Raw genomic sequence first — 21,100 nt, 5'->3', positions numbered from 1 at the left:
GTTACTCCGGTGACGCCACTTGTAGGAAACGCCCAACGATAACCGTTCGTTCCGCGGACACTTCATGTCATCACTTGCTGGTAGCGGCCGCGCTCCCAGTGGTGTACTTCACAGCATCGGCGAGAACCACCAGGGAAGACGCGACCGACAGACCGCGCCGGGCCGCGAGCGAGCGGCGGCACGACCATGGCGACAAGAGGACCGAGCATGGAGTTCCTGAGCCCCTCCACACTGGAGGAGGCCCTTGAGGCGAAGAGCGCCCTGCCCGAGGCGGTGCCCATCATGGGCGGCACCGACGTGATGGTGGAGCTCAACTTCGACAAGAGGCGGCCGCCCGCCCTGATCGACCTGACCCGGATCCCGGAACTGGCCGAGTTCGGGCCGGACGGGGGGCACACCCGCCTGGGCGCGGGCGTGCCCTACACCAAGGTGATCGAGCACCTGTCGGAGCGGGCCCCGGCCCTGGCCAGGGCCTCGCGCTCGGTGGCCTCCCCGCAGATCCGCAACCGCGGCACCGTGGGCGGCAACCTGGGCGGCGCCTCGCCGGCCGGGGAGTCCCACCCGCCCCTGCTGGCCACCGACGCGGTCATCGAGCTGGCGTCGGTGCGGGGCAGGCGCCGGGTGCCCGCCCGCGAGTTCTACCTGTCGCTGCGCACGACCGCGCGGCAGGCCGACGAACTGATCACGGCGGTGCTGCTGCCCGAGCCGACCGGCCCCCAGCAGTTCGCCAAGATCGGCACGCGCAACGCGATGGTCATCGCGGTGACCTCCTTCTCCCTGGCCCTGGACACCGGGCGCAGGGCCGTGGGGACGGGCGTGGGCTCGGCCGGACCCACACCGCTGCGCGCGGAGGCCGCCGAGAGGTTCCTGGCGGCGGAGTTCGACTGGGAGGACGGCCGCCCGCTCGCGGAGCCGGTCGTGCGCGAGTTCGGCGCACTGGTGGCCGCGGCCGCCCGCCCCATCGACGACCAGCGGGGCAGCGCCGAGTACCGCAGGCACGCGCTGTCGGTGATGGCGCGCCGCGCACTGAGCTGGTCGGTCACCGACTACCGGAAGGGAGCCACGCGATGCGCGTGAGTTTCAGGGTCAACGGCGAGGACGTCACCGCCCACGACGTGTGGGCGGGCGAGAGCCTGCTGTACGTGCTGCGCGAGCGGCTGGGGCTGCCGGGCAGCAAGAACGCCTGCGAGCAGGGCGAGTGCGGCTCGTGCACGGTCTACTTCGACGGCGTGACGGCGTGTTCGTGCATGATCGCCGCCGGGCAGGCTCAGGGGCGCGAGGTGCGCACCGTGGAGGGCCTGTCCGAGGGCGAGGGGGCCGAGCGCGAACTGGGCTCGGTGCAGGACGCCTTCGTGGAGGCGGGCGCGGTGCAGTGCGGGTTCTGCACGCCGGGCCTGCTGGTGCAGACCGACGACCTGCTGGAGCGCACGGTGGGCGCGGGGCTGCCCGCGCCGGAGGACGCCGAGATCCGTGAGGCGCTGGCGGGCAACCTGTGCCGGTGCACCGGGTACGAGAAGATCCTCGACGCGGTGCGCCTGGCAGCCTCGCGGCGGGTCGGGAGCGGTTCGTGAACGCGGTGGAGGGCTTCGTCATCGAGGGCGCCCACGTGGTCACCGTGGACGGGGCGGAGTACGCCGACGGCCACGTGGTGGTGCGCGCGGGCCGCATCTGGGCGGTGGGCGCGGGACCGGCCCCCGGGGCCGAGGGGCTTCAGCGCGTGGACGGGCGCGGGTGCCTGGTCACGCCGGGCCTGGTCAACACGCACAACCACCTCTACCAGTGGGCGACGCAGGGGTTGTTCGCCGACGGCACGCTCTTCGAGTGGCTGGTGGGCTCCTACGAGATCTGGGGCCGCCTGGACGCCGACGTGGTGTCGGGGACGACCTCCGCCGGTCTGGCCCACCTGGCGCTGTCGGGGTGCACGACCGCCTCCGACCACCACTACGTCCACCCCTCGGGCCGCGGCGACATCGTGGCCGCCGAGGTGGAGGCCGCCCGCGAGGTGGGCGTGCGCCTGGACCTGGCCCGCGGGTCGATGGACCGGGGGCAGAGCCAGGGCGGGCTGCCGCCGGACGCCGTGGTGGAGTCGCTGGAGCAGGCGCTGGCGGGCACCGCCGAGGCCGTCGACGTCTACCACGACACCGCGCCCGACGCGATGACGCGGGTGGCGGTGGCCCCGTGCTCGCCGTTCTCGGTCTCGCGCGCGCTGATGGTGGAGAGCGCGGAGCTGGCCCGGGACCGGGGGGTGCGGCTGCACACCCACCTGGCCGAGACGCTCGACGAGGAGCAGCAGTGCCTGGAGGAGTTCGGGTGCACCCCCGTGGAGTACGCCGAGAAGCTCGGCTGGCTGGGTCCGGACGTCTGGTTCGCGCACGCCGTGCACCTGTCGGACGCGGCGATCGAGCGGATCGCGTCCACGGGTACCGGGGTGGCGCACTGCCCCACCTCCAACGCGCGCCTGGGCGCGGGGATCTGCCGGGTCCCCGAGCTGCTGGAGGCGGGCGTGCCGGTGGGCCTGGGCGTGGACGGCCCGGCCTCCAGCGAACTGACGCCGCTGGCCGGTGAGATGCACCAGGCACTGCTGATGGCCCGCGCCCGCAGGGGCCCCACGGCGCTCAGCGCCCGCCAGGCGCTGGAGATGGCCACCCTGGGCGGCGCCCGGGTGCTGGGCCGCGACGCCGAGCTGGGCTCCCTGGCGGTGGGCAAGCTGGCCGACATCGCCCTGTGGCGGGTGGACGGGTTCGGCTACGACGTGATCGGGGACCCGGTGGTGGCGGCCGTCTTCGGCCCCACCCCGCCCCTGGAGCGGCTCTGGGTCGGCGGGAACACCGTCGTCGACCGCGGTGAGCTGCGCACTCTGTCCGCCGAGACCGCCGCCGCGCGCGGCCGTGCGGCGCATCGCGCCCTGACACAGGAGGTGAGCCGCTGATGGCGGCGACGACCCGTACCGTGACGGACCTGAGCAGCACGACCAGGGACGGGGTGGGCTCCAGCCCGCGCCGCCCCGACGGAACCCTGAAGGTCACCGGCGAGTTCGCCTACTCCTCGGACATGTGGATGGAGGACATGCTGTGGGGGGCGACCCTGCGCAGCCCCCACCCGCACGCCGAGATCCGCGGCATCGACGTCACCGAGGCGCTGAAGGTGCCCGGGGTGCACGCGGTGCTCACCCACGAGGACGTGCCCGGGAACAAGCGCTACGGGCTGGAGTACCAGGACCAGCCGGTGCTGGCCTTCGGCAAGGTGCGCTACAAGGGCGAGGCGGTGGCGATCGTGGCCGCCGACCACCCCGAGACCGCCCGGCGGGCGATGGAGCGCGTCCGCGTGGACTACGCGGTGCTGGAGCCGGTCAGCGACTCCAGGCGGGCCGCGCTGGACCCCGACTGCCCGCCGGTGCACGAGCCGGGCGCGGTCCCCGACCACCCCGAGTACAACCCGCGCGGCAACCGGCTGCGCTACCAGCCGGTGCGCACGGGCGCGTTCGCCGCGGTGGCGGGCTCGGCCGAGCGCGAGGGCGAGGTTTTGGAGCGGCTGCGCGCCGAGGCCCACGCGGTGGTGTCCTCCGAGTACGAGGTCGGCATGCAGGACCAGGCCTTCCTGGGCCCGGAGTCGGGCATGGCCGTCCCGGCCGAGGACGGCGGGGTGGACCTGTACGTGGCCACGCAGTGGCTGCACGTGGACCAGCGCCAGATCGCCCCGGCGCTGGGGCTGCCCGAGGACAAGGTCCGGCTGACCCTGGCAGGGGTGGGCGGGGCCTTCGGCGCCCGCGAGGACCTGTCGATGCAGATCCACGCGGCCCTGCTGGCGCTGCGCACGGGCAGGCCGGTCAAGTTCGTGTACAACCGCGAGGAGTCCTTCTACGGGCACGTGCACCGGCACCCGGCCAGGATGCGCTACGAGCACGGGGCGCGCGCGGACGGCACGCTGCTCTACGCCACGGCGGAGATCATCGTGGACGGCGGCGCGTACGCTTCGGCGACCCCCGCGGTGGTGGGCGTGGCCTCCTCCCTGGGCATCGGCCCCTACGAGGTGGAGAACGTGCTGGTGGACGCCTACGGGGTGTACACCAACAACCCGCCGTGCGGCGCGATGCGCGGGTTCGGCGCGGTGCAGGCCTGCTTCGCCTACGAGTCGCAGATGGACAGGCTCGCCGAGGAACTGGGCATGCACCCGGTGGACCTGCGGATCAGGAACGCCATGTCGCAGGGCTCGCGGATCATCACGGGCCAGGAGATCGACATGCCGCTGCCGATGGCGGAGATGCTGGAGCGCTGCCGCGCCCTGCCGATGCCGCCCGAGCGCGACGCGCTGGCCGACCCCGCCGACCAGCGCACCCTGCCGGGCGGGGTGGCGGGCACCACGCGCGGCGAGGGCGTGGTGCGCGGTGTGGGCTACGGCCTGGGGTTGAAGAACCTGTGCTTCTCGGAGGGGTTCGACGACTACTCCACCGCGCGGGTGCGGTTGGAGGTCGTGGGCGGTGAGCCGGTGGTGCTGGTGCACACGGCGGCGGCCGAGGTCGGCCAGGGCCTGGTGACGGTCAAGGGGCAGATCGCCCGGACCGAGCTGGGCGTGGAGAAGGTGGTCATCGCCCCCGCCGACACACGGGTCGGCTCGGCGGGCTCCTCCTCGGCCTCGCGGCAGTCGTACATGACCGGCGGCGCGGTGATGACCGCGTGCGCGTCGGTGCGCGCCGAGGTGCTCGCGCTGGCCCGCGAGCGCGGGATCGTGCCCGAGGCGCTGCCCGACACCGACCTGTCCCTGGACGGGGGCAAGCTGGTGTCGGCCACGGTAGGCGCGCTGGTGTCCCTGGCGGACCTGCTGGGGGAGTCGGCGCGCGGCGGCACGGTGGTCGAGCACACCCGCGAGTACCACCACCGACCCACCGAGATGCTCGACCCCAAGCTGGGCCAGGGCTCCTCGCACAACCAGTTCGGGATGTGCGTGCACCGGGCCGTGGTGGACGTGGACGTGGAGCTGGGCCTGGTGAAGGTGGTCGCGCTCGACGCGGTGCAGGACGTGGGCCGGGTGCTGCACCCCCAGCAGCTGGCCGGGCAGATCCAGGGCGGCTCCACGCAGGGTCTGGGCCTGGCGCTGATGGAGGAGGTGCAGGTCAGGGACGGGAAGATCCTCAACCCCTCGTTCACCGACTACCTCATCCCCACCATCCTGGACACGCCGCCGATGCGCATCGACGTGCTGGAGCGCCCCGATCCGCACGCGCCCTACGGGCTGCGCGGTGCCGGTGAGCCGCCGACGCTGTCCTCGACCCCGGCCGTTGTGGCCGCGGTGCGCGCGGCCACCGGCAGGGCCCTGACCCACGCTCCGGTGCGTCCGGAGGACATCGTGGGCATCGACCTGTAGCCGCGACCGGCGGCGCGGTCACCCGCCGCGCCGCCCCCATGAACCGCCCGCCCCGGCCTCGTCGGCGCCCCGACACCGGGGCGGGTGCCCAACGGCAGGACAGCGCCGTCCTGCGCACACCCTCGACCCAACACCCAGAGTTACGACCCCCCTACACATGGCGATGAACGCCATGCTCATCTCCCTCCAGGAGGGGACATGACCCAACTCAAGGACTCCGGCCCGCACTCGGGGGCCCGGAAGCCCACGGCTCGATCCTGGCTCGACCGCTTCTTCTTCGTCAGCGAGCGCGGATCCACCTTCGGGCGCGAGGTCCGCGGCGGACTGACCACCTTCATGGCGATGGCCTACATCATCGTCCTGAACCCGATCATCCTCAGCGGCGTCTCCGACGTGAACGGCGACGTCCTGTCCGCGGACCAGCTGACCACCATGACCGCCCTGTCCGCGGGGCTGGTCACGATCATGATGGGCGTGGTCGGCCGGGCGCCGATCGCCTGCGCCGCGGCCCTGGGGGTGATGGCGGTCGTGGCCTACCAGGCCGCGCCCGTGATGGCCTGGCCCGAGGTGATGGGCCTGGTCGTGTGGCAGGGCGTCGCCATCATCCTCATGGTGGTGACCGGTGTGCGGACCGCGGTGATGAACGCGCTGCCGCACAACCTCAAGATGGCCATCGGCGTGGGCATCGGCCTGTTCGTGGCCCTCATCGGGCTGGACAACGCGGGCTTCGTCAGCGCCGGGGAGGGCGGCGGCCTGCTCCAGATCGGCGCGGCCGGGGCCGGGGGCCACCTCGACGGTTGGCCGATCCTGGTCTTCGTGTGCGGCCTGGTGCTGGCCAGCGTCCTGCTGGTGCGCGGGGTGCCCGGTGCGATCTTCTACGGCATCGTCGGCGCGACGGTCCTGGCGATCGTCGTGCACTACGCGGCGGGCCTGGAGGCCGGGGACTGGGGCGGAGCCAGCCCCGAACTGCCCGGCAACCCGTTCGCGGTGCCCGACTTCGGCCTGCTGTTCCAGGTGGACGTGTTCGGCGCGTGGACCTCGGCGGGCGCGACCACGGCGGGCGTCATCCTGTTCACCCTGGTGCTGGCCGGGTTCTTCGACGCCCTGGGCACCATCCTGGCCATCGGCACCAAGGCCGACATCGCCGAAGCCGGCGGGCACATGCCCCGGGTCAACCAGATCCTGGTGACCGACGGCGCGGGGGCCGTGGCCGGGGGTCTGACCAGTTCCTCGGCGACGCTGGTGTTCGTGGAGTCCACGGCGGGGGTGAGCGAGGGGGCCCGGACCGGTCTGGCGAGCGTGGTGACGGGGCTGTTCTTCCTCGCGGCGATCTTCCTGGCCCCGGTGTTCGGTGTGGTCCCGGCGCAGGCGGCGGCGGTGGCGATGGTGCTGGTGGGCGCCATGATGATGATGCACATCAGGGAGATCGACTGGTCGGACATCGCCGTGGCGATCCCGGCCTTCCTGACCATCGCGATGATGCCGTTCACCTTCGACATCGCCAGCGGGATCGGCATCGGGATCATCTCCTACACGCTGGTCAGGTCGGCCCAGGGGCGCGTGCGCGACGTGGGCTGGCTGATGTGGGCGCTGTCGGCAGTGTTCGCGTTCCACTTCTCCATGCACGCGCTGGGATTGTGAGCCGGATCCGCCTCAGGGGGAGGCCGGGCCGCCGAGGGGCGGCCCGGCCTCCCCCCTTTTTTTCACCGCGGACCGGGCGGGGCCGCGCGTGCCCGGAGCAGCCACGGAGCCGTCCCGGGCGGAAGGGGCGGGCGCGGGGGGCGCGGTACCTCGTTGACAGCGGTCGGCGGCGCGCCTAAGTTGACAATGTCAACTTCGTATCGAGGGAAGCCACCCCATGAACGTTCGAGTCAACGGCGTCTCCTCCCCCGCCCCCGACTCCCCCGACACCACGGCTGCCGAGCACATCCGCGACCGCCTCGGCCTGACCGGTACCAAGATCGCCTGCGGCACCGGGGTCTGCGGCGCCTGCACCGTCCTGGTGGAGGGCGCGCCCACCGCCTCGTGCCTGCTGCCCGCCGACCGGCTGGAGGACCGCGAGGTCACCACCGTGGAGGGCCTGGGCGGCGACCACCCCGTCCAGCGCGCCTTCGCCGCCCACGACGGTATGCAGTGCGGCTACTGCACGCCCGGGTTCGTGGTGGAGGCCTCCGCCTTCGTCGACTCCTGGCGCGCCGAGCACGGTGACGTCCGCCCCGGCCGCGACCGCGTGGCCGACGCCCTGGCCGGGCACCTGTGCCGCTGCGGCGCCTACGAGGGGATCTTCGCCGCCGTGGACGCCGCCTGCGCGGGCGAGTTCGACACCGAGCCCGAGCAGGCGCCGCCGCGCGCGGACGCCCTGGCCAAGGTCACCGGCCGGGCCCGCTTCAGTGCAGACCTGGCCCCCGAGGGCACCTGGGAGGGGGTGATCGTGCGCTCGGCCCACGCCCACGCGCGGGTGCGCGCGGTCGACCCCGGCGGGGCGCGGAGCGCGGCCGCCCGCCGTCCCGGGCCCGGACAGCCCGTGGACCCGCACCCGGTCTTCGTCGACCTGCTGGGTCAGGAGCGCACGGTGCGCTACGTGGGACAGCCCGTCGCCGCGGTGGCCGCGCCGACCGCGGCCCTGGCGCGCGCCGCCGCCCGCACCGTGCGGGTGGACTACGAGCCCCTGCCCGCCGTACTCGGTGTCGAGGAGGCGCGGGCGGAGGACGCCCCGCGGGTCTATCCCACGCGCGCCGAGCGCCTGACCGCCCCCTCCAGCGCCGAGGGTCCCGGTCTCCCGGGCCGCTGGGACGGCAACACACGCGGTCCCACCACCGTCGGCTGGCGGGGCGCCACCGCGGTGCGGCGCCTGCGCACGGCCGCCGAACGCCGGGATCCGCGCCTGGTGGCCCAGGAGTACACGACCGCCGCGCAGGTGCACAGCCCGCTGGAACCCCACGTGTGCGTGGCCTCGTGGGACCGCGACGGCTCGCTGACCCTGCGCGCGTCCACCCAGGCGGTGTCCAAGGTCGCCCGGAAGGCCGCCGAGCGCTGGGAGCTGGCGCCGGAGAGGGTGCACGTGCTCAGCGAGTACGTCGGCGGCGGCTTCGGCGCCAAGGCCAAGCTGTCGGTCGACATGGTCGCCGCGACCGAACTGGCCAGGCTGGCCCACGCTCCGGTGCGCGTGTCCTTCGACCGCGCCGAGGAGCTCACCGACGCCGGGCACCGCCCCGGAACCCGCACCCGGGTGGCGCTGCTGGCCGACGGCTCCGGGGACCTGGCGGCGCTGACCGTGGACTCCCACGGCGACGGCGGCGTCTCGGTGGGCTCCACCACGGCCGTCTTCGGGCTGTTGATGTACGGGCGCTCGCCGCGCCGGGCCCGCGACTTCGACGTGGTCACCCACCGCCCGCCGGGCCTGCCCATGCGCGCCCCCGGCGGCGCCCCGATGTCCTGGGCCGTGGAGCAGGCCGTGGACACGATGGCCCACCGGCTGGGCGAGGACCCCCTGGCCCTGCGCCGCCGCTGGGACGGCAACCCCAAACGCCGGGCGCTGTACGACCGGGCCGCCGCCCTGGACCTGTGGCGCGAGCGCCCGCGCGGGCCGCGCACCGGCCGGTTCCGGCGCGGGGTCGGCGTCGCCGCCTCCAACTGGCTCTACCTCATGGGCCCGGGCGCGAGGGTCGAGCTGTCGGTCCGCGACGGCGCGGTGGTGGTGCGCTCGGCCACCCAGGACATCGGCACCGGTATCCGCACGGTCCTGGGCGAGGTGGTCGCCGAGCGGCTGGGGATGTCCGCCGCCGACGTGCGCGTGGAGATCGGCGACAGTTCCTCTGTGCACGGCACCGGTTCCTTCGGCAGCCGCACCACCACCTCGATGGGCCCCGCCGCGGCAGACGCCGCCGACCGGCTCCGCGCCGAGCTGCGCGAACGCGAACCGGGGGTTCCCGCCTCGGGGCCGATCCCCGAGCACGTCCTCAAGGACGCCCTGGCCGCCGCCGAGGGAGTGCGGGTGGTCGGTGAGCGCGGCCGGGACCGCCGGGGCGCTCTCACCCCGAACATGGACGACCTGGCCGTGGGCCGGGGCATGACCGGCGCCGTGCACGTGATGGAGGTGGAGGTGGACACCCTGCTGGGCCGGGTGCGACCCACCCGCTGCTGGGCGGGGCTGGCCGTGGGCCGCGTCTACGCCGAGCGGCTGGCCCGCAACCAGGCCGAGGGCGCCGTGGTGCAGGGTGTGGGGTACGCGCTCTTCGAGGAGCGCCGCCACGACCCGGCCACCGGGGTGGTGCTCACCGACAACCTGGAGGACTACCGGCTCCCGGGCATGGGCGACGTCCCCGAGACCGAGGTGCACTTCCACCAGGAGGGCTTCGAGCACGCCGCGGGCGCGGGGGTCGGCCTGGGCGAGATCTCACTGGTGGGCGTGGCCGCGTCCGTGGCCAACGCCGTGCACGACGCCACCGGCTGGCGCCCCCTGGACCTGCCCATCCGCCCGGACCGACTGCTGGAGGGACTGCGTTGACCGCGACCACACGCCCCGCGGGGCTGGAGGAGGCCCTGACCCGGTTGGAGGGTACGGGCGCCCGCCCGCGCGCCGGGGGCACCGACCTGACGGCGTGCCTGGCCTCGGGGGTCCTGGAGCCCGCGCCCGTGGTCGACCTGACCGGGGTGCGCGAGCTGCGCGGGGTGGAGTGGCGCCCCGACGGGTCGGCCCGGGTCGGCGCGCTGACCGGCGTCGCCGAGTTGTCCGCGGACCCCGCGCTGGCCGCGGCCTATCCGGCGCTGGCGGCCACGGCGCGGGCGCTGGCCACGCCGCAGGTGCGCAACGCCGCGACGCTGGGCGGCAACCTGCTCCAGCGCAACCGGTGCTGGTACCTGCGCAACCCGGCCTTCGACTGCTTCCAGACGGGCGGGGACTCCTGCCCGGCGCGCGGCGGCGACCACCTGTACGGGGTGGTCGTGGACCGGGGCCCGTGCGCGGCCCCGCACCCGTCCTCGCTGGCGGTGGCGCTGCTGGCCCACGACGCGTCGGTGCTCGTGGCGGGCGGGGAGCGGACCGAGATGGCGGTGGCCGACCTCTACGACGCCGCCGACCCGACCCGCGACCACGTGCTGGAACCGGGCCGGGTGCTGGTGTCGGTCGGGCTGCCCGTCCCGGCTCCGGGTGAGCGGTACGCCTACCGCCGTGCCACCGGGCGCTCGCGCGCGGAGTGGCCGCTGGTGGAGGCGGTGGTACGCCTGGCCATGGCGGACGGGGGCGCGGTGACCTCGGCGGCGGTGGCCGTGGGCGGGGTGGCCCGCACCCCGCTGCGGCTGCCGGAGGTGGAGGCCGCCCTGGTGGGCGCGCGTGCGGGCCTGGAGCTGGACGGGGGCGTGGCCGCGGCCCTGGAGGGCCTGGCCGACCTGTGCTCGCCGCTGCCCGCGACCGGGTACAAGGTGGAGCTGCTGGGCGCCACCGTGCGCGACGCCCTGGAGCGTGCCCTGGACGCCCCGGCCGGCTGAGGCCGGTGGTGGACACCCCGGGAACGGGGCCGGGCCGGGCCGCCGGGGAACGGCGGCCCGGCCCGGACGCGTCGGCGGGGTCAGCCGCGCAGCAGCGCCTGGTGGGCCAGCTCCCGGCACGCGACCGCGAAGTCCAGCCCCGCGGCGGCGGCCCCCATCGGGAAGGTGGAGGTCTCGGTCAGGCCCGGGGCCACGTTGGTCTCCAGGAAGGTGACGCGGCCGTCGGCCCCCACGATGACGTCGGTGCGGGACAGGTCCCGCAGTCCCAGGACGCGGTGCGCGGTCAGCGCCACCTCGGTGGCCTCGGCGACCGTGGCGGGGTCCAGTCGCGCCGGGCAGAAGAACTCGGTGCGCCCGGCGGTGTAGCGGGCGGCGTAGTCGTACACCCCGCCGTCGGGCACGATCTCCACCGGCGGAAGCGCCACCGGCCCGTCGCCGGTGTCGAGGACGCCCACGGCCAGCTCGGTGCCCTGCACCTGCTCCTCGACCAGGGCAGAGTCGCTGTAGGCGAAGCAGGACACCAGGGCCGCCGACAGCTCCTGCACCGAGCCGACCGGCGCCGCGCCGAACGCGGAGCCGCCCCGGTCTGGCTTGACGAACAGCGGCAGGCCCAGCCGGTCGGCGAGCCGCTCCATCAGCGCCGGAGCGCCCAGGTCGTGGAAGGCCGACTTGGGCAGGGCGGCACCGCGCGGCACCCGCACGCCCTCGGCGGCCAGCAGCGCCTTGGCGGCGGGCTTGGAGTAGGCCAGGCGGCAGCCCCCCGGCCGGGCGCCCACGTAGGGCACCCCGACCAGTTCCAGGACCTCCCGGATGGCGCCGTCCTCGCCCGCGGCCCCGTGCAGGACGGGGAAGACCACCTGCGGCGGGTCCTGGACGAGGCGGTCCAGCAGGGTGGAGTCCACGTCGGCGACCTGGACCTCCACGCCGAGCCTGCGCAGCGCCTCGGCGACGCCGCGCCCGGAGTGGACGCTCACCTCGTGTTCGGGGGACAGGCCCCCGGCCAGGACGAGGACCCGGTCAAGGTCTGCCACGGCGCGGACCTCCTTCTGTGCTGCTGTCATGATGGGGTGCCCTCATGGGGTGTCAGGGCAGGTCCGGAGCGGGGGCCTGTGGGCCGTCGGTGCTCGGGGCCAGGGTGGTGCCGAACGTATCACGCAGGTCGATCTCACCCTCGATGGCTCCGACGAGGCGGCGCACGCCCTCACGGATCTGCTCGGGTGTGGGGTAGCAGAAGCTCAGGCGCATGTCGGCCCGGCCGCGTCCGTCGGCGTAGAAGCCGGTGCCGGGCACGTAGGCGACCCGTTCGGTGACGGCCCGGGGGAGCATGGCCTTGGAGTCGATGCCCTCGGGCAGGGTGGCCCAGACGAAGAATCCGCCCTGGGGGCGGGTCCAGGTGCAGCCCGCGGGCATCATCGCGGTCAGCGCGTTGAGCATCGCGTCGCGGCGTTCGCCGTACATGGTGTTGAACGACTTGATCTGCTCGCGCCAGGGGAAGGTGTTGAGGTAGCGGCGCACCACCAGCTGGTTGAAGGTGGAGTGGCTGAGCATCGCCGACTCGGCGGCCAGGACGAGCTTGGCGCGCACCGCGGCGGGTGCGAGAGCCCAGCCGATGCGCAGGCCCGGGGAGAGGGTCTTGGACAGCGATCCCAGGTAGATGACGTTGCCCTCGCTCTGGGAGTAGAGGGTGGGCTCGGGGTCGCCGTCGTAGCGCAGCAGGCCGTAGGGGTTGTCCTCGACGATGAGCACGTCGTGGCGTTCGCAGGCCTCGGTGACCCGCGCGCGCCGCTCCGCCGTCATGGTGATCCCGGCGGGGTTCTGGAAGTTGGGGACGGTGTAGAAGAACTTCACCGGCCGCCCGTCCAGCTCGGCGCGGACGAGCGCCTCCTCCAGCTCCTCGGGGATCACGCCCTGCTCGTCCATGCCGACGTGGCGGATGTCGGCCTGGAAGGCGGCGAAGGTGTTGATCGCGGTGACGTAGGTGGGGGCCTCGGTCAGCACGATGTCGCCCGGGTCGACGAAGACGCGGGTGATCAGGTCCAGGGCCTGCTGGGAGCCGACCGTGACGATGACGTCGTCGGGGCTGGCGGTGATGCCCTCCAGCGTCATGTAGTCGCAGATCTGCTCGCGCAGTACGGGGTCGCCCTGGGCGGAACCGTACTGGAGGGCCGCCGCGCCCTCCTCGGAGACGACGTCCTTGACCAGTTCGCCGATCTGCTCCAGGGGCAGCGCCGCGACGTTGGGCATGCCCCCGGCGAGGGAGACCACCTCGGGGCGCGAGGCGACGGCGAACAGTGCGCGGACCTCCGATGCGACCATGCCCTGTGCTCGGCGTGCGTAGCGGCCGAAGTGCGGGTCGATACGCGAACCCTGTTGGCTGGGCTGCTGCTCTCGGTGGTCAGCGGACACGGTCCACCTCCGAAGGAAGGTCGTTCTGTGGGGCAGGGCGGGGGGCCGTCCGGGAACTCTCGGCGTTCCCGGGTTCGACGCCCTCGCCGTCCCCGCGGTTCACACCCCGTCCACGGGAGCGGGCGCGCTGCCCGGGGTCGTGGACGGGATGGTCGGGTGGGCTGGGTCGCGGGTGAACACGACCCGGTAAATGCACCGAGTCTAGCCCAGCGTCGGAGGGCGGGCACGGAACGGGCCTCCGCGTGCTGTTCGCCACACCGGTCACACCCGCTCCCCTCGTCCCGTCCCTTCCGGTGGACTACCCGTCCGCGGCGGGGTTCACGGGGAGGGAGGACAGAACATGGTCCGCTCTTTCCCCTGTCGTCGGTCGGCGCCCGCGGGGCGGGGTCGCGGGGCGGCGCGGATCGCGCGCGGGCCGGTGGGGGCGGACTCCCGTAGAACCGTCCCGGCGGAGCCCTGTCCGCCCGCCGGGACGGCGGCTCACCTCGGGGAACACGGCGTGGGGGCGGGTCCCCCTGAACCCGTCCCCCACGCATCGGCACGTCCCGGGGAGCCGGACTCCCGCGGGGGCGTACCGTCGGCGCGATGGCCCCAGGGGGTTCCCCCGAATCCCCGTGGTCGGCCATCCGAGCCCGGTGGCGCCTCTGCGTTACTCTCCCCCGGAACCCCCCTCAAGGTCCCAAGGCCGTGGACGCGCCACGCGTTGCGTCCGCGGTCCGCCGCCGGGCCCTCTCTTGCCCCGCGGCGGCCACCGACTCTGGGCCGCGCACGCACAGTCCATCGCACGCCGCACGACACGGCAACGGTTGCACTAGGTTGCGGTGCCGTCGCGCAGAGCCATGGGGCAGTCGCCGTCGCGGAGCGCGTCCCGCACCGCGCGCACCCCGGGGGCCACCGATCCGGGCAGCAGGTCCACGGGCGAGGAGGGCCGCACCACCCGCACCCGCACCTCCCCGCTGAACCGGTAGGGACGGCTCTGGATGATGCCGCCCAGGTGGCGGCGCACGCGCGAGAGCTCGGCGCGCACCGTCACCACGTGCCCGCCCGTGCCGAACACGTCCTGGGACAATTGCGCGCCGGTGCGCCCGCCCCGGTGCACGGCCAACAGCAGCAGCAGCTCCGCGTGGCGCGGGGTGAGCCGGTGCGCCCACTCCCCGCTGGGCCCGGCGACCACCATCCTGGGCGAGGGCCGGGTCAGGTCCAGCGTGAGCGTGGAGGGCGCGCTCTCCGACGCCGGACGCGGGCGCAGCAGCCATCCGCCGGGAAGGGGCTCCAGGGCGCACTCCCCCAGGGCGGGCAGCCAGGCGGTGCCGCTTTCGCGCTGTTTGGGCAGCAGCACCCTGCGGACCGGCTCCATGTGGACGGCGGCGGCGGTCCACCCGGCCTCGTCCACCACCAGCGCGCGCTCGCTCATACCGGCCAGCAGGGGCGCGGCCACCGAGCGCAGCCGCTCCAGGTGGGTGTGGTGGATGCTCTGCAGGTGGGCCTCCGCCAACTGGGCCACCGCGCTGACCAGGGCCAGGGTGGAGGGGTGGATGGTGGAGACCGGGCCGGTGACGTCGACGGCGCCGAGCAGGCGGCCGTCCCGGGGGTCGTGGATGGGGGCGCAGGCGCAGGTGAGGGCGTGCAGGTTGCGCACGAAGTGCTCGGCGGAGTAGACCTGCACGGGCCGTCCCACGACCAGGGCGGTGCCGATGGCGTTGGTTCCGGTGCTGCCCTCGTTCCAGAAGGCGCCCTCGACGAGCCCGACGCGGTCGCCGAGGGAGCGGATGCGGTGGGAGCCGTCGCGCCACAGGATCTGGCCGGAGGCGTCGGTGACCAGCATGATGTGGTCGGCCTCGTCTGCGACCGAGACGAGGGAGCGGCGGATCAGCGGCATGACCTCGGCGATCGGGGAGGCGTCCCGGTGCCGTTGGAGCTCGTCGAGGCGAGCCGTGCGGGGCGGCGGGGCGCTGTCGGGGTCGATCCCGAAGCGTCGGCTGCGGGACCAGGAGTCCTCGATGACCGGTCGCAGGGCGGCCGGCGCCGGGCGGCCGGAGAGCGAGGCCTCGTGCACGCGCCGCAGCAGGCGGGCGTGCTCACGGGCGTCGGCCCCGGCCGACAGGGCCGTGTCCAGCGGCGGAAAAGACATGCGGTCCCCTGAGCTCGCGTTCGCAACGGCGTTCATTAATTTTCTCGGTTCGGCTTCGACAGGGTTGAGGGAACGGAAATACACCCATGTTTCGGAGGCCGCTCTCGCTTCCGCTTCCGTTTCATCACCGGATTATGCCCCATCGCGCGCCCAGAAGCGGACGGGGATCCCGTGGGCGCGGGGAAGCCGCAAGCCCCGTGGCGCCCGCGCGTATCCGACGCGGCGCCCGGCTCGGCGACCGCCGAAAGGCCGTGGACACGTCTTCGAAAAGGGGACCGGGTTCGAACGGAACAGCGGAATTGCCGAAAACGGCCGGTAATGCCGCAACGACACTTTCCAGGACACATGTCCGCGCCCCGCGCGGGCCGCTCGGGGCCGCGCCCGGGCCCGGCGGGGACGGGAGGGGCGGAGCCCGGGTCAGCGCCGCCAGCGGGTGAGCGCGAACCACAGCCGCATGCGCTGCTCGGCGTCGGCCAGGTCCACGCCCAGGTCGCGCTCGACTCGTCCGATCCGGTAGCGGACGCTGTTGCGGTGGGCGCCCAGGTCTGCGGCGGCCCGGTCCCAGTTGCCGTGCCGGGTGAGCCAGACCCGCAGGGTGCGGCGCAGCAGGCGCGCGGAGTCGGTGTCCTCGGCCAGCGGTCCCAGGACGCTCCGGGCCAGGTCCTCGCCTCCCCCCGGCGCCAGGAGGGCGTCGAAGGGGTCGGCGGGCTCCTCCAGCAGCGGACCGCCGACCGCGCGGGCGCGGGCGAGCAGGGCGGCGGCCCGGCGGTCCGCGGCGGCCAGCTCCGCCGGGTCCGCCGGCCCGCTCAGCGCAGCGATCCAGCCGTGGTCGAGCAGCCGGTCCAGGTGGGCCCGGTGCGCGTCCTCGCCCCGGTCGGCGAGGACGGCGCGCAGGTCCTCACCGGGACCCGCGTCCAGCAGCCGGGTGCCCAGGGCCAGCGCGGCGGGGGCGGTGTGGCGGCCCCGCCCGGCGGGCCGGGCGCGCAGGACCCGGTAGGCGCCGGGGAGGGCCGCCCCGGCGGGAGCGTCCGTCGGGGCGGTGAGTTCGGCCAGCAGCGGCACGGCCGCGTCGGTGAGCCCGCCGTCCAGGAGCAGGCCCGTGATCAGGCGGCCCGGTGCGGGCGGGGCGCCCCGGGAGGCGCGGACGAGCAGTTCCAGCAGGGCGGTGGCGGTGCGCAGGACGGCCCGGTCGGTGACGCCCAGCGGCTCGGGGCGGCCGACCAGGACCACGCCGTGCTCCCCCGGCGGGGCGCCGACGGTGTGCAGGAAGACCTCGTCCCCCCGCACCCGGGCCTTGGCGCTGCGCGGCCCGCGCGGCCGGGTGAGCCTGTCCGCGAGCCCGTGCAGTTCGGGGTCCAGCTCCGCCGGGGCGCCCGCGGTGCGGTGGGCGCCGCCCGGCGGGGCGGGCGACGGTCGGGTCAGGACCGCCCAGCCGCCCAGGGCCTCGGCCAGGACGCGCAGGACCCGGTCGACGGGGGCGTCGGCGGTGACGGCCAGGGCCAGGGCCTGGTGCGCCTCACCCAGGCGGCGCAGGTCGCGCAGGTGCAGCTCCTGGAGTTCGGCGCCCACGGCCTGGCTGACGGCGGCGAAGGGCGTGGGGCGGGGCACCTGCACCAGGGGCAGCCCCCGTGCGCGGCACTGCTCGACCAGCCCGGCGGGGACGGTGTCGTGCACCGGGGTGACGCCGAAACCGAGGGCGCTGACCCCCGCGCCTACCAGGGAGTCCACGTATCCGCGCAGACCGGCGGGGGCGGCGGGCAGGTTCACGCCCGCGGTGAGCAGCAGCTCGCCGCCGCGCAGGTAGGCGGCCGGGTCGGCGAGCTCGCTGGCCACCGCCCAGCCGATCCCCGGGTCCCCGGCGGCCACGAGGGTGGTCAGCCCCAGGTCGCGGCGGCCCACGACGGCGCTCAACGGGACCGTGTGTCCCTGTGCCCGGCTCTGTCCCGCCACCCCGCGGACCCCCTTCGCGAACCGGCCCGCGTCCTCGCCCGGCGGAGCGGAGAGGACGCGGGCCCCGTGCGGACGCGCTGACCGCGTGTTCTGGATACCTCACCCAGTACAACGCACCTTCGTGGATGGTTCGTCCACTGGAGGAGACCGCGTCGGCTGCCTAACCTGACCGGGGTTCGTGTGATCCGCACCGACGACGAGAAGGACACCCGTGAACGCACCGATCGGCCCCACCGACTCCAGCCTCGTACCGCGCTTCGCCGGACCGGCCACCTTCGCCCGGCTGCCCCGCATCGACCAGGTCGGGCACGCCGACATCGCCGTGGTCGGCGTCCCCTTCGACACCGGCGTGTCCTACCGCCCCGGCGCGCGCTTCGGCCCCTCTGCCATCCGTGAGGCCAGCCGTCTGCTGCGCCCCTACAACCCGGGCCTGGACGTGTCCCCGTTCGCCTCCGCGCAGGTGGTCGACGGCGGCGACATCGCGGTCAACCCCTTCTCGATCGGCGACGCGGTGGAGACCCTGGACCAGGGCGCCTCCGAGTTCGCGCGGGCGGGCACCCGCCTGGTCACCCTGGGCGGCGACCACACCATCGCGCTGCCGCTGCTGCGCTCGCTCCACCGCCGGCACGGGCCGATCGCCCTGCTGCACTTCGACGCCCACCTGGACACCTGGGACACCTACTTCGGCGAGCCCTACACCCACGGCACCCCGTTCCGCCGCGCCGTGGAGGAGGGGATCCTGGACACCGAGGCCCTGTGCCACGTGGGCACCCGCGGCCCGCTCTACGGCAAGAAGGACCTTGACGAGGACCGCCGCTTCGGCTTCGGCATCGTCACCTCCGCCGACGTCATGCGCAGGGGCGTGGACGAGGTCGCCGACGCGCTGCGCCAGCGCATCGGCCGCCGCCCGCTGTACGTGTCGGTGGACATCGACGTGCTCGACCCGGCGCACGCGCCCGGCACCGGCACCCCGGAGGCGGGCGGCCTGACCAGCCGCGAACTGCTGGAGATCCTGCGCGGACTGGCCTCCTGCAACCTGGTGGGCGCCGACGTGGTGGAGGTCGCCCCGGCCTACGACCACGCGCAGATCACCGCGACCGCCGCCTCGCACGTGGCCTACGACCTGGTCAGCGTCCTGGCGCTGAACCACGGGCGCTGATCCCGCGCGCCTCGACGGAGGCGGACGCACGTCCGTCGGCACCGACCCGCCCCGCGGGCGGCACCGCCGCGCCGCGCGGAGCGCCGGGGGTCAGACCTCGGCGCCCTCGCGGCGCGCGCGCAGGTGGGCCCAGGTCAGGTCGGTGACGTGCCGGGCCATGGTCTCGGGGCTCTCCTCGGGGTGCTCCAGGAACCAGTCGGCGAAGGCGTCGGCGGTGCTGACCGCGATGCGCGCCAACAGCTGGGCGTCCTTGGGGGCGAGGTCGCCGTAGCCCCGGCGCGTGCACTCGGTCACGAGGTCGGCCACCTCGGCCGTCACGCGGTCCCTGAGCCGCACGGCCTCCCCGGCGAAGGGCTCGCCCCGCAGGTCCGCGTGCCGGTACAGCACGGTCCAGCTCGCCCGGTTGCCGGTGACGAAGACGAAGAAGGCGCGCATGCCCCGGTGCAGGGGGTCCTCCCCCGCGGGGGCGTGCGGATCGTGCGCCGCGGCGCGCACGGCCTCGATGAGCCGGTCGGTCTCACGGCGCACGCAGGCGGTGAAGATCCGTTCCTTGGAGCCCAGGTACTGGTACACGGTGGGCTTGGAGGTCCCGGCCGCCTCGGCGATCTCCTCGACGCTCACGGTGTGGTAGCCGCCGCGCGAGAACGCGGTGACGGCGGCGTCGATCATCTGCTCTTCCCTGAGCTGACGCGGGAGTCTGCGCTGTGTGCTCTTCACCGTGTCCCCCGGAAGCTGCCCCGTCCTCCAGGGCTGGGAGGAATCCAGGGCACACGACCACCACATTTCCGTTCTGCCTTACCCATGATCCCCCTTGGTGTGATCTTTGCCGTACGCGGACGGCGTACAAGCGCCGGACCTGCCCGGGCCCCGAACAAGCGGCCCGACTGGGCCGCACGTTCGGACGCGGGCGCCTGGTCTGGAACGAGACCCTCGCTGACCGCCGCACCGCCTACCGCAAGGTCCGCCACACCCGCGCCGACTTCCTGCGCAAGACCACCACGCGTTTGGTGCGCGAGCACGACCCGATAGCGATCGAGGACCTGAACGTGCGGGGCATGACCTCCTCCGCACGCGGCACCGTCGTCCAACAGGGAAGGAACGTCGCGCAAAAGCGCGGCCCGAACCGGTCGGTGCCCGATGCCGCTCCGGGTGGGTTCCGCCGCCAATATGGAGTATGAGGCCGAACGCTACGGTCGAGCCCCCGTGGTGGTCGACCGGCGGCGCCCCTCCTCGAAGACCTGCTCCGCGTGCGGGCACCTGCCGGCTCGGCTTTCGTCGGGCACCCGGTCGTGGACGTGCCCTTCCTGTCGCACCCGGCATGATCGGGACCTCAACGCGACCGGGAACGTTCTTGCGGCTGGTCGAGTCGCAGCCCGAGAAGCAGTTCCGGGTGACGCCTGTGGAGCTGGTGTGGGTCGGCAGGGGGCCTCCCTTCCGCTGTCGGCTGCGAAGCAGGAAACCGGACCCGTGAGGGTCGCCGCGCGAGCGGCACCAGGCTTTTGGACTCGGTCGGAAGCTCCCTCTCCTTCGAGGAGGGGGAGGAAGTCAAGTACTCAGACTTTATTGCGGCGGGGGCGCCCGGCCAGGGGCGGTGGTCCCCCGTGCGCGCGCCCGGGCACGGTCCGCGGCGGGCGCGCGTGCCTGACCTGTGGCGTTGGCCCGTCGACCCCGTTTCGCGGTGGTATTTCCCACACCGTCCCGGCACCGGGGCGGACCGGGCGGCGGCGGGTCCACTCGTCGGCGGGTCCGGGCCTCCCTCACACGGGGGCGTCGCGCAGCACCAGGGTGCAGCACTTGGCGCCGCCCCCGGCCCGGCGCAGCTCGTCCAGCTCCACGGGGTGGACGGCGTAGCCCAGGGCCCGCAGGCGGTCGGCCAGGGCGGTGGCCTCAGCGGCGATGACGACGTTGCGGCCGTCGCACACGGCGTTGAGGCCGAGCACCGCGGCGTCCTCCTCGGTGGCCAGGAGCGCGTCCGGGAAGAGCGAGCGCAGCACCCGTCGGCTTCCGGCCGAGAAGGCACCGGGGTAGTAGGCGATCTGGTCACCGGAGAGGGTGAACAGCGCGGTGTCCAGGTGGTAGAAGCGCGGGTCGGTCAGCTGGAGGGTGACGACGGGGCGGCCCAGGAAGCGCTCGGCCTCCTGGTGCGCGGCGGCCTCGGTCCGAAACCCCGTGGCGGCCAGGACCACCTCGTCCAGGGTGAGGAAGTCGCCCTCGCCCTCGTTGACGTGCTTGGGCTCGCGGGTCTCGGTGTAGCCCGCCTGGCGGAACCAGTCGAGGTAGGCCGGGCCCTCGGGGGTGCGTTCGGCGCTGGCGAAGCGCGCCCCGTAGACCCTGCCGTCCACGACCAGGGCCCCGTTGGCGGCGAAGACCATGTCGGGCAGGCCGTCGACGGGGGCGATCTCGCTGACGCGGTGCCCCAGGGAGAGGTACAGGTCGCGCAGCCCCTCCCACTGGCGGATGGCGCGTGCGCGGTCGACACCCGCCGCCGGGTCCATCCAGGGGTTGATCGCGTACTCGACCGCGAAGTAGGTGGGGCGGCACATGAGGTAGTGCCGCGGAACCGCCGCCGGACCGACCGGTCGAGCCATGGGACCTCCCGTACACCG

General features: G+C 74.4%; 16 protein-coding genes. 10 read left to right on the top strand and 6 right to left on the bottom strand.

Features of this window, described 5'->3' with window-relative positions:
- Positions 1-207: 207 nt before the first annotated feature.
- The 7 genes from KGD83_RS14410 to KGD83_RS14380 all read left to right on the top strand — a co-directional run bounded on the left by KGD83_RS14410 (position 208) and on the right by KGD83_RS14380 (position 10,848).
- On the top strand, positions 208-1,077 hold the full coding sequence (locus tag KGD83_RS14410; RefSeq protein WP_212639707.1) for an FAD binding domain-containing protein: 870 nt from the start codon (positions 208-210) through the stop codon (positions 1,075-1,077).
- Positions 1,068-1,571 (top strand): (2Fe-2S)-binding protein, encoded by a 504-nt coding sequence (locus KGD83_RS14405; protein WP_212639706.1) that lies wholly within the window; start codon positions 1,068-1,070, stop codon positions 1,569-1,571. The genes KGD83_RS14410 and KGD83_RS14405 overlap by 10 nt, the downstream gene beginning before the upstream one ends.
- A complete protein-coding gene (locus tag KGD83_RS14400) occupies positions 1,568-2,929 on the top strand; it encodes an 8-oxoguanine deaminase (RefSeq protein WP_212639705.1) in 1,362 nt (453 codons plus the stop codon). Before KGD83_RS14405 ends, KGD83_RS14400 begins: the two co-directional genes overlap by 4 nt.
- Positions 2,929-5,361: a xanthine dehydrogenase family protein molybdopterin-binding subunit gene (locus KGD83_RS14395; protein ID WP_212639704.1), complete on the top strand. Its 2,433-nt coding sequence runs from the start codon at positions 2,929-2,931 to the stop codon at positions 5,359-5,361. The genes KGD83_RS14400 and KGD83_RS14395 overlap by 1 nt, the downstream gene beginning before the upstream one ends.
- Positions 5,362-5,559: 198 nt before the next feature.
- Positions 5,560-7,002, top strand: coding sequence for an NCS2 family permease (locus KGD83_RS14390; RefSeq protein ID WP_212639703.1), 1,443 nt, complete (start codon positions 5,560-5,562; stop codon positions 7,000-7,002).
- A gap of 217 nt (positions 7,003-7,219) precedes the next feature.
- Positions 7,220-9,868, top strand: coding sequence for a molybdopterin-dependent oxidoreductase (locus KGD83_RS14385; protein ID WP_212639702.1), 2,649 nt, complete (start codon positions 7,220-7,222; stop codon positions 9,866-9,868).
- On the top strand, positions 9,865-10,848 hold the full coding sequence (locus KGD83_RS14380; RefSeq protein ID WP_212639701.1) for an FAD binding domain-containing protein: 984 nt from the start codon (positions 9,865-9,867) through the stop codon (positions 10,846-10,848). The genes KGD83_RS14385 and KGD83_RS14380 overlap by 4 nt, the downstream gene beginning before the upstream one ends.
- A gap of 80 nt (positions 10,849-10,928) precedes the next feature.
- Here the strand turns inward: KGD83_RS14380 and KGD83_RS14375 are convergent, their stop codons facing one another.
- From KGD83_RS14375 to KGD83_RS14360, 4 genes are all read right to left on the bottom strand, one after another.
- Positions 10,929-11,879, bottom strand: a complete 951-nt coding sequence (locus tag KGD83_RS14375; RefSeq protein ID WP_212639700.1) for a D-alanine--D-alanine ligase family protein — start codon at positions 11,877-11,879, stop codon at positions 10,929-10,931.
- Positions 11,880-11,931: 52 nt separating this feature from the next.
- Positions 11,932-13,164, bottom strand: coding sequence for an aminotransferase-like domain-containing protein (locus tag KGD83_RS14370; protein WP_212644428.1), 1,233 nt, complete (start codon positions 13,162-13,164; stop codon positions 11,932-11,934).
- A 901-nt stretch (positions 13,165-14,065) separates the two neighbouring features.
- Positions 14,066-15,385 (bottom strand): GAF domain-containing protein, encoded by a 1,320-nt coding sequence (locus tag KGD83_RS14365; RefSeq protein WP_212639699.1) that lies wholly within the window; start codon positions 15,383-15,385, stop codon positions 14,066-14,068.
- Between the two features lie 417 nt (positions 15,386-15,802).
- Complete coding sequence (locus KGD83_RS14360; RefSeq protein WP_249351863.1) at positions 15,803-17,296, bottom strand: PucR family transcriptional regulator; 1,494 nt, start codon at positions 17,294-17,296, stop codon at positions 15,803-15,805.
- A 250-nt stretch (positions 17,297-17,546) separates the two neighbouring features.
- On the opposite strand from KGD83_RS14360, the gene speB reads away from it, so the two are divergent.
- Positions 17,547-18,494 (top strand): agmatinase, encoded by a 948-nt coding sequence (speB, locus tag KGD83_RS14355; protein WP_212639697.1) that lies wholly within the window; start codon positions 17,547-17,549, stop codon positions 18,492-18,494.
- 90 nt (positions 18,495-18,584) lie between these two features.
- Here speB and KGD83_RS14350 read toward each other — a convergent pair whose 3' ends face one another.
- A complete protein-coding gene (locus KGD83_RS14350) occupies positions 18,585-19,211 on the bottom strand; it encodes a TetR/AcrR family transcriptional regulator (protein ID WP_212639696.1) in 627 nt (208 codons plus the stop codon).
- Here KGD83_RS14350 and KGD83_RS14345 point away from each other — a divergent pair.
- Both KGD83_RS14345 and KGD83_RS14340 read left to right on the top strand, forming a co-directional pair.
- Positions 19,199-19,672, top strand: a complete 474-nt coding sequence (locus tag KGD83_RS14345; protein WP_212639695.1) for a transposase — start codon at positions 19,199-19,201, stop codon at positions 19,670-19,672. The two genes, KGD83_RS14350 and KGD83_RS14345, sit on opposite strands and share 13 nt — an antisense overlap.
- Entirely contained in the window at positions 19,632-20,345 is a 714-nt protein-coding gene (locus KGD83_RS14340; protein ID WP_338036899.1) for a zinc ribbon domain-containing protein, read from the top strand. Before KGD83_RS14345 ends, KGD83_RS14340 begins: the two co-directional genes overlap by 41 nt.
- On the opposite strand, the gene ddaH is transcribed toward KGD83_RS14340, so the two are convergent.
- Positions 20,252-21,082: a dimethylargininase gene (gene ddaH / locus KGD83_RS14335; protein WP_013153273.1), complete on the bottom strand. Its 831-nt coding sequence runs from the start codon at positions 21,080-21,082 to the stop codon at positions 20,252-20,254. The two genes, KGD83_RS14340 and ddaH, sit on opposite strands and share 94 nt — an antisense overlap.
- Positions 21,083-21,100: the final 18 nt, after the last annotated feature.

This window comes from Nocardiopsis akebiae (genome assembly GCF_018316795.1).
GTDB lineage: Bacteria > Actinomycetota > Actinomycetes > Streptosporangiales > Streptosporangiaceae > Nocardiopsis > Nocardiopsis dassonvillei.
Note: the sequence above shows the minus strand (reverse complement) of the source record. Positions and strands in the feature narration are given on the sequence as shown.

Bases quoted from the DNA above. Each gene is read 5' to 3' on its own strand.
- KGD83_RS14410 (WP_212639707.1), top strand. From the start codon at position 208: ATGGAGTTCCTGAGCCCCTCCACACTGGAGGAGGCCCTTGAGGCGAAG.
- KGD83_RS14405 (WP_212639706.1), top strand. From the start codon at position 1,068: ATGCGCGTGAGTTTCAGGGTCAACGGCGAGGACGTCACCGCCCACGAC.
- KGD83_RS14395 (WP_212639704.1), top strand. From the start codon at position 2,929: ATGGCGGCGACGACCCGTACCGTGACGGACCTGAGCAGCACGACCAGG.
- KGD83_RS14390 (WP_212639703.1), top strand. From the start codon at position 5,560: ATGACCCAACTCAAGGACTCCGGCCCGCACTCGGGGGCCCGGAAGCCC.
- KGD83_RS14385 (WP_212639702.1), top strand. From the start codon at position 7,220: ATGAACGTTCGAGTCAACGGCGTCTCCTCCCCCGCCCCCGACTCCCCC.
- KGD83_RS14370 (WP_212644428.1), bottom strand. From the start codon at position 13,164: ATGGTCGCATCGGAGGTCCGCGCACTGTTCGCCGTCGCCTCGCGCCCC.
- KGD83_RS14365 (WP_212639699.1), bottom strand. From the start codon at position 15,385: ATGTCTTTTCCGCCGCTGGACACGGCCCTGTCGGCCGGGGCCGACGCC.
- KGD83_RS14340 (WP_338036899.1), top strand. From the start codon at position 19,632: ATGCCGCTCCGGGTGGGTTCCGCCGCCAATATGGAGTATGAGGCCGAA.
- ddaH (WP_013153273.1), bottom strand. From the start codon at position 21,082: ATGGCTCGACCGGTCGGTCCGGCGGCGGTTCCGCGGCACTACCTCATG.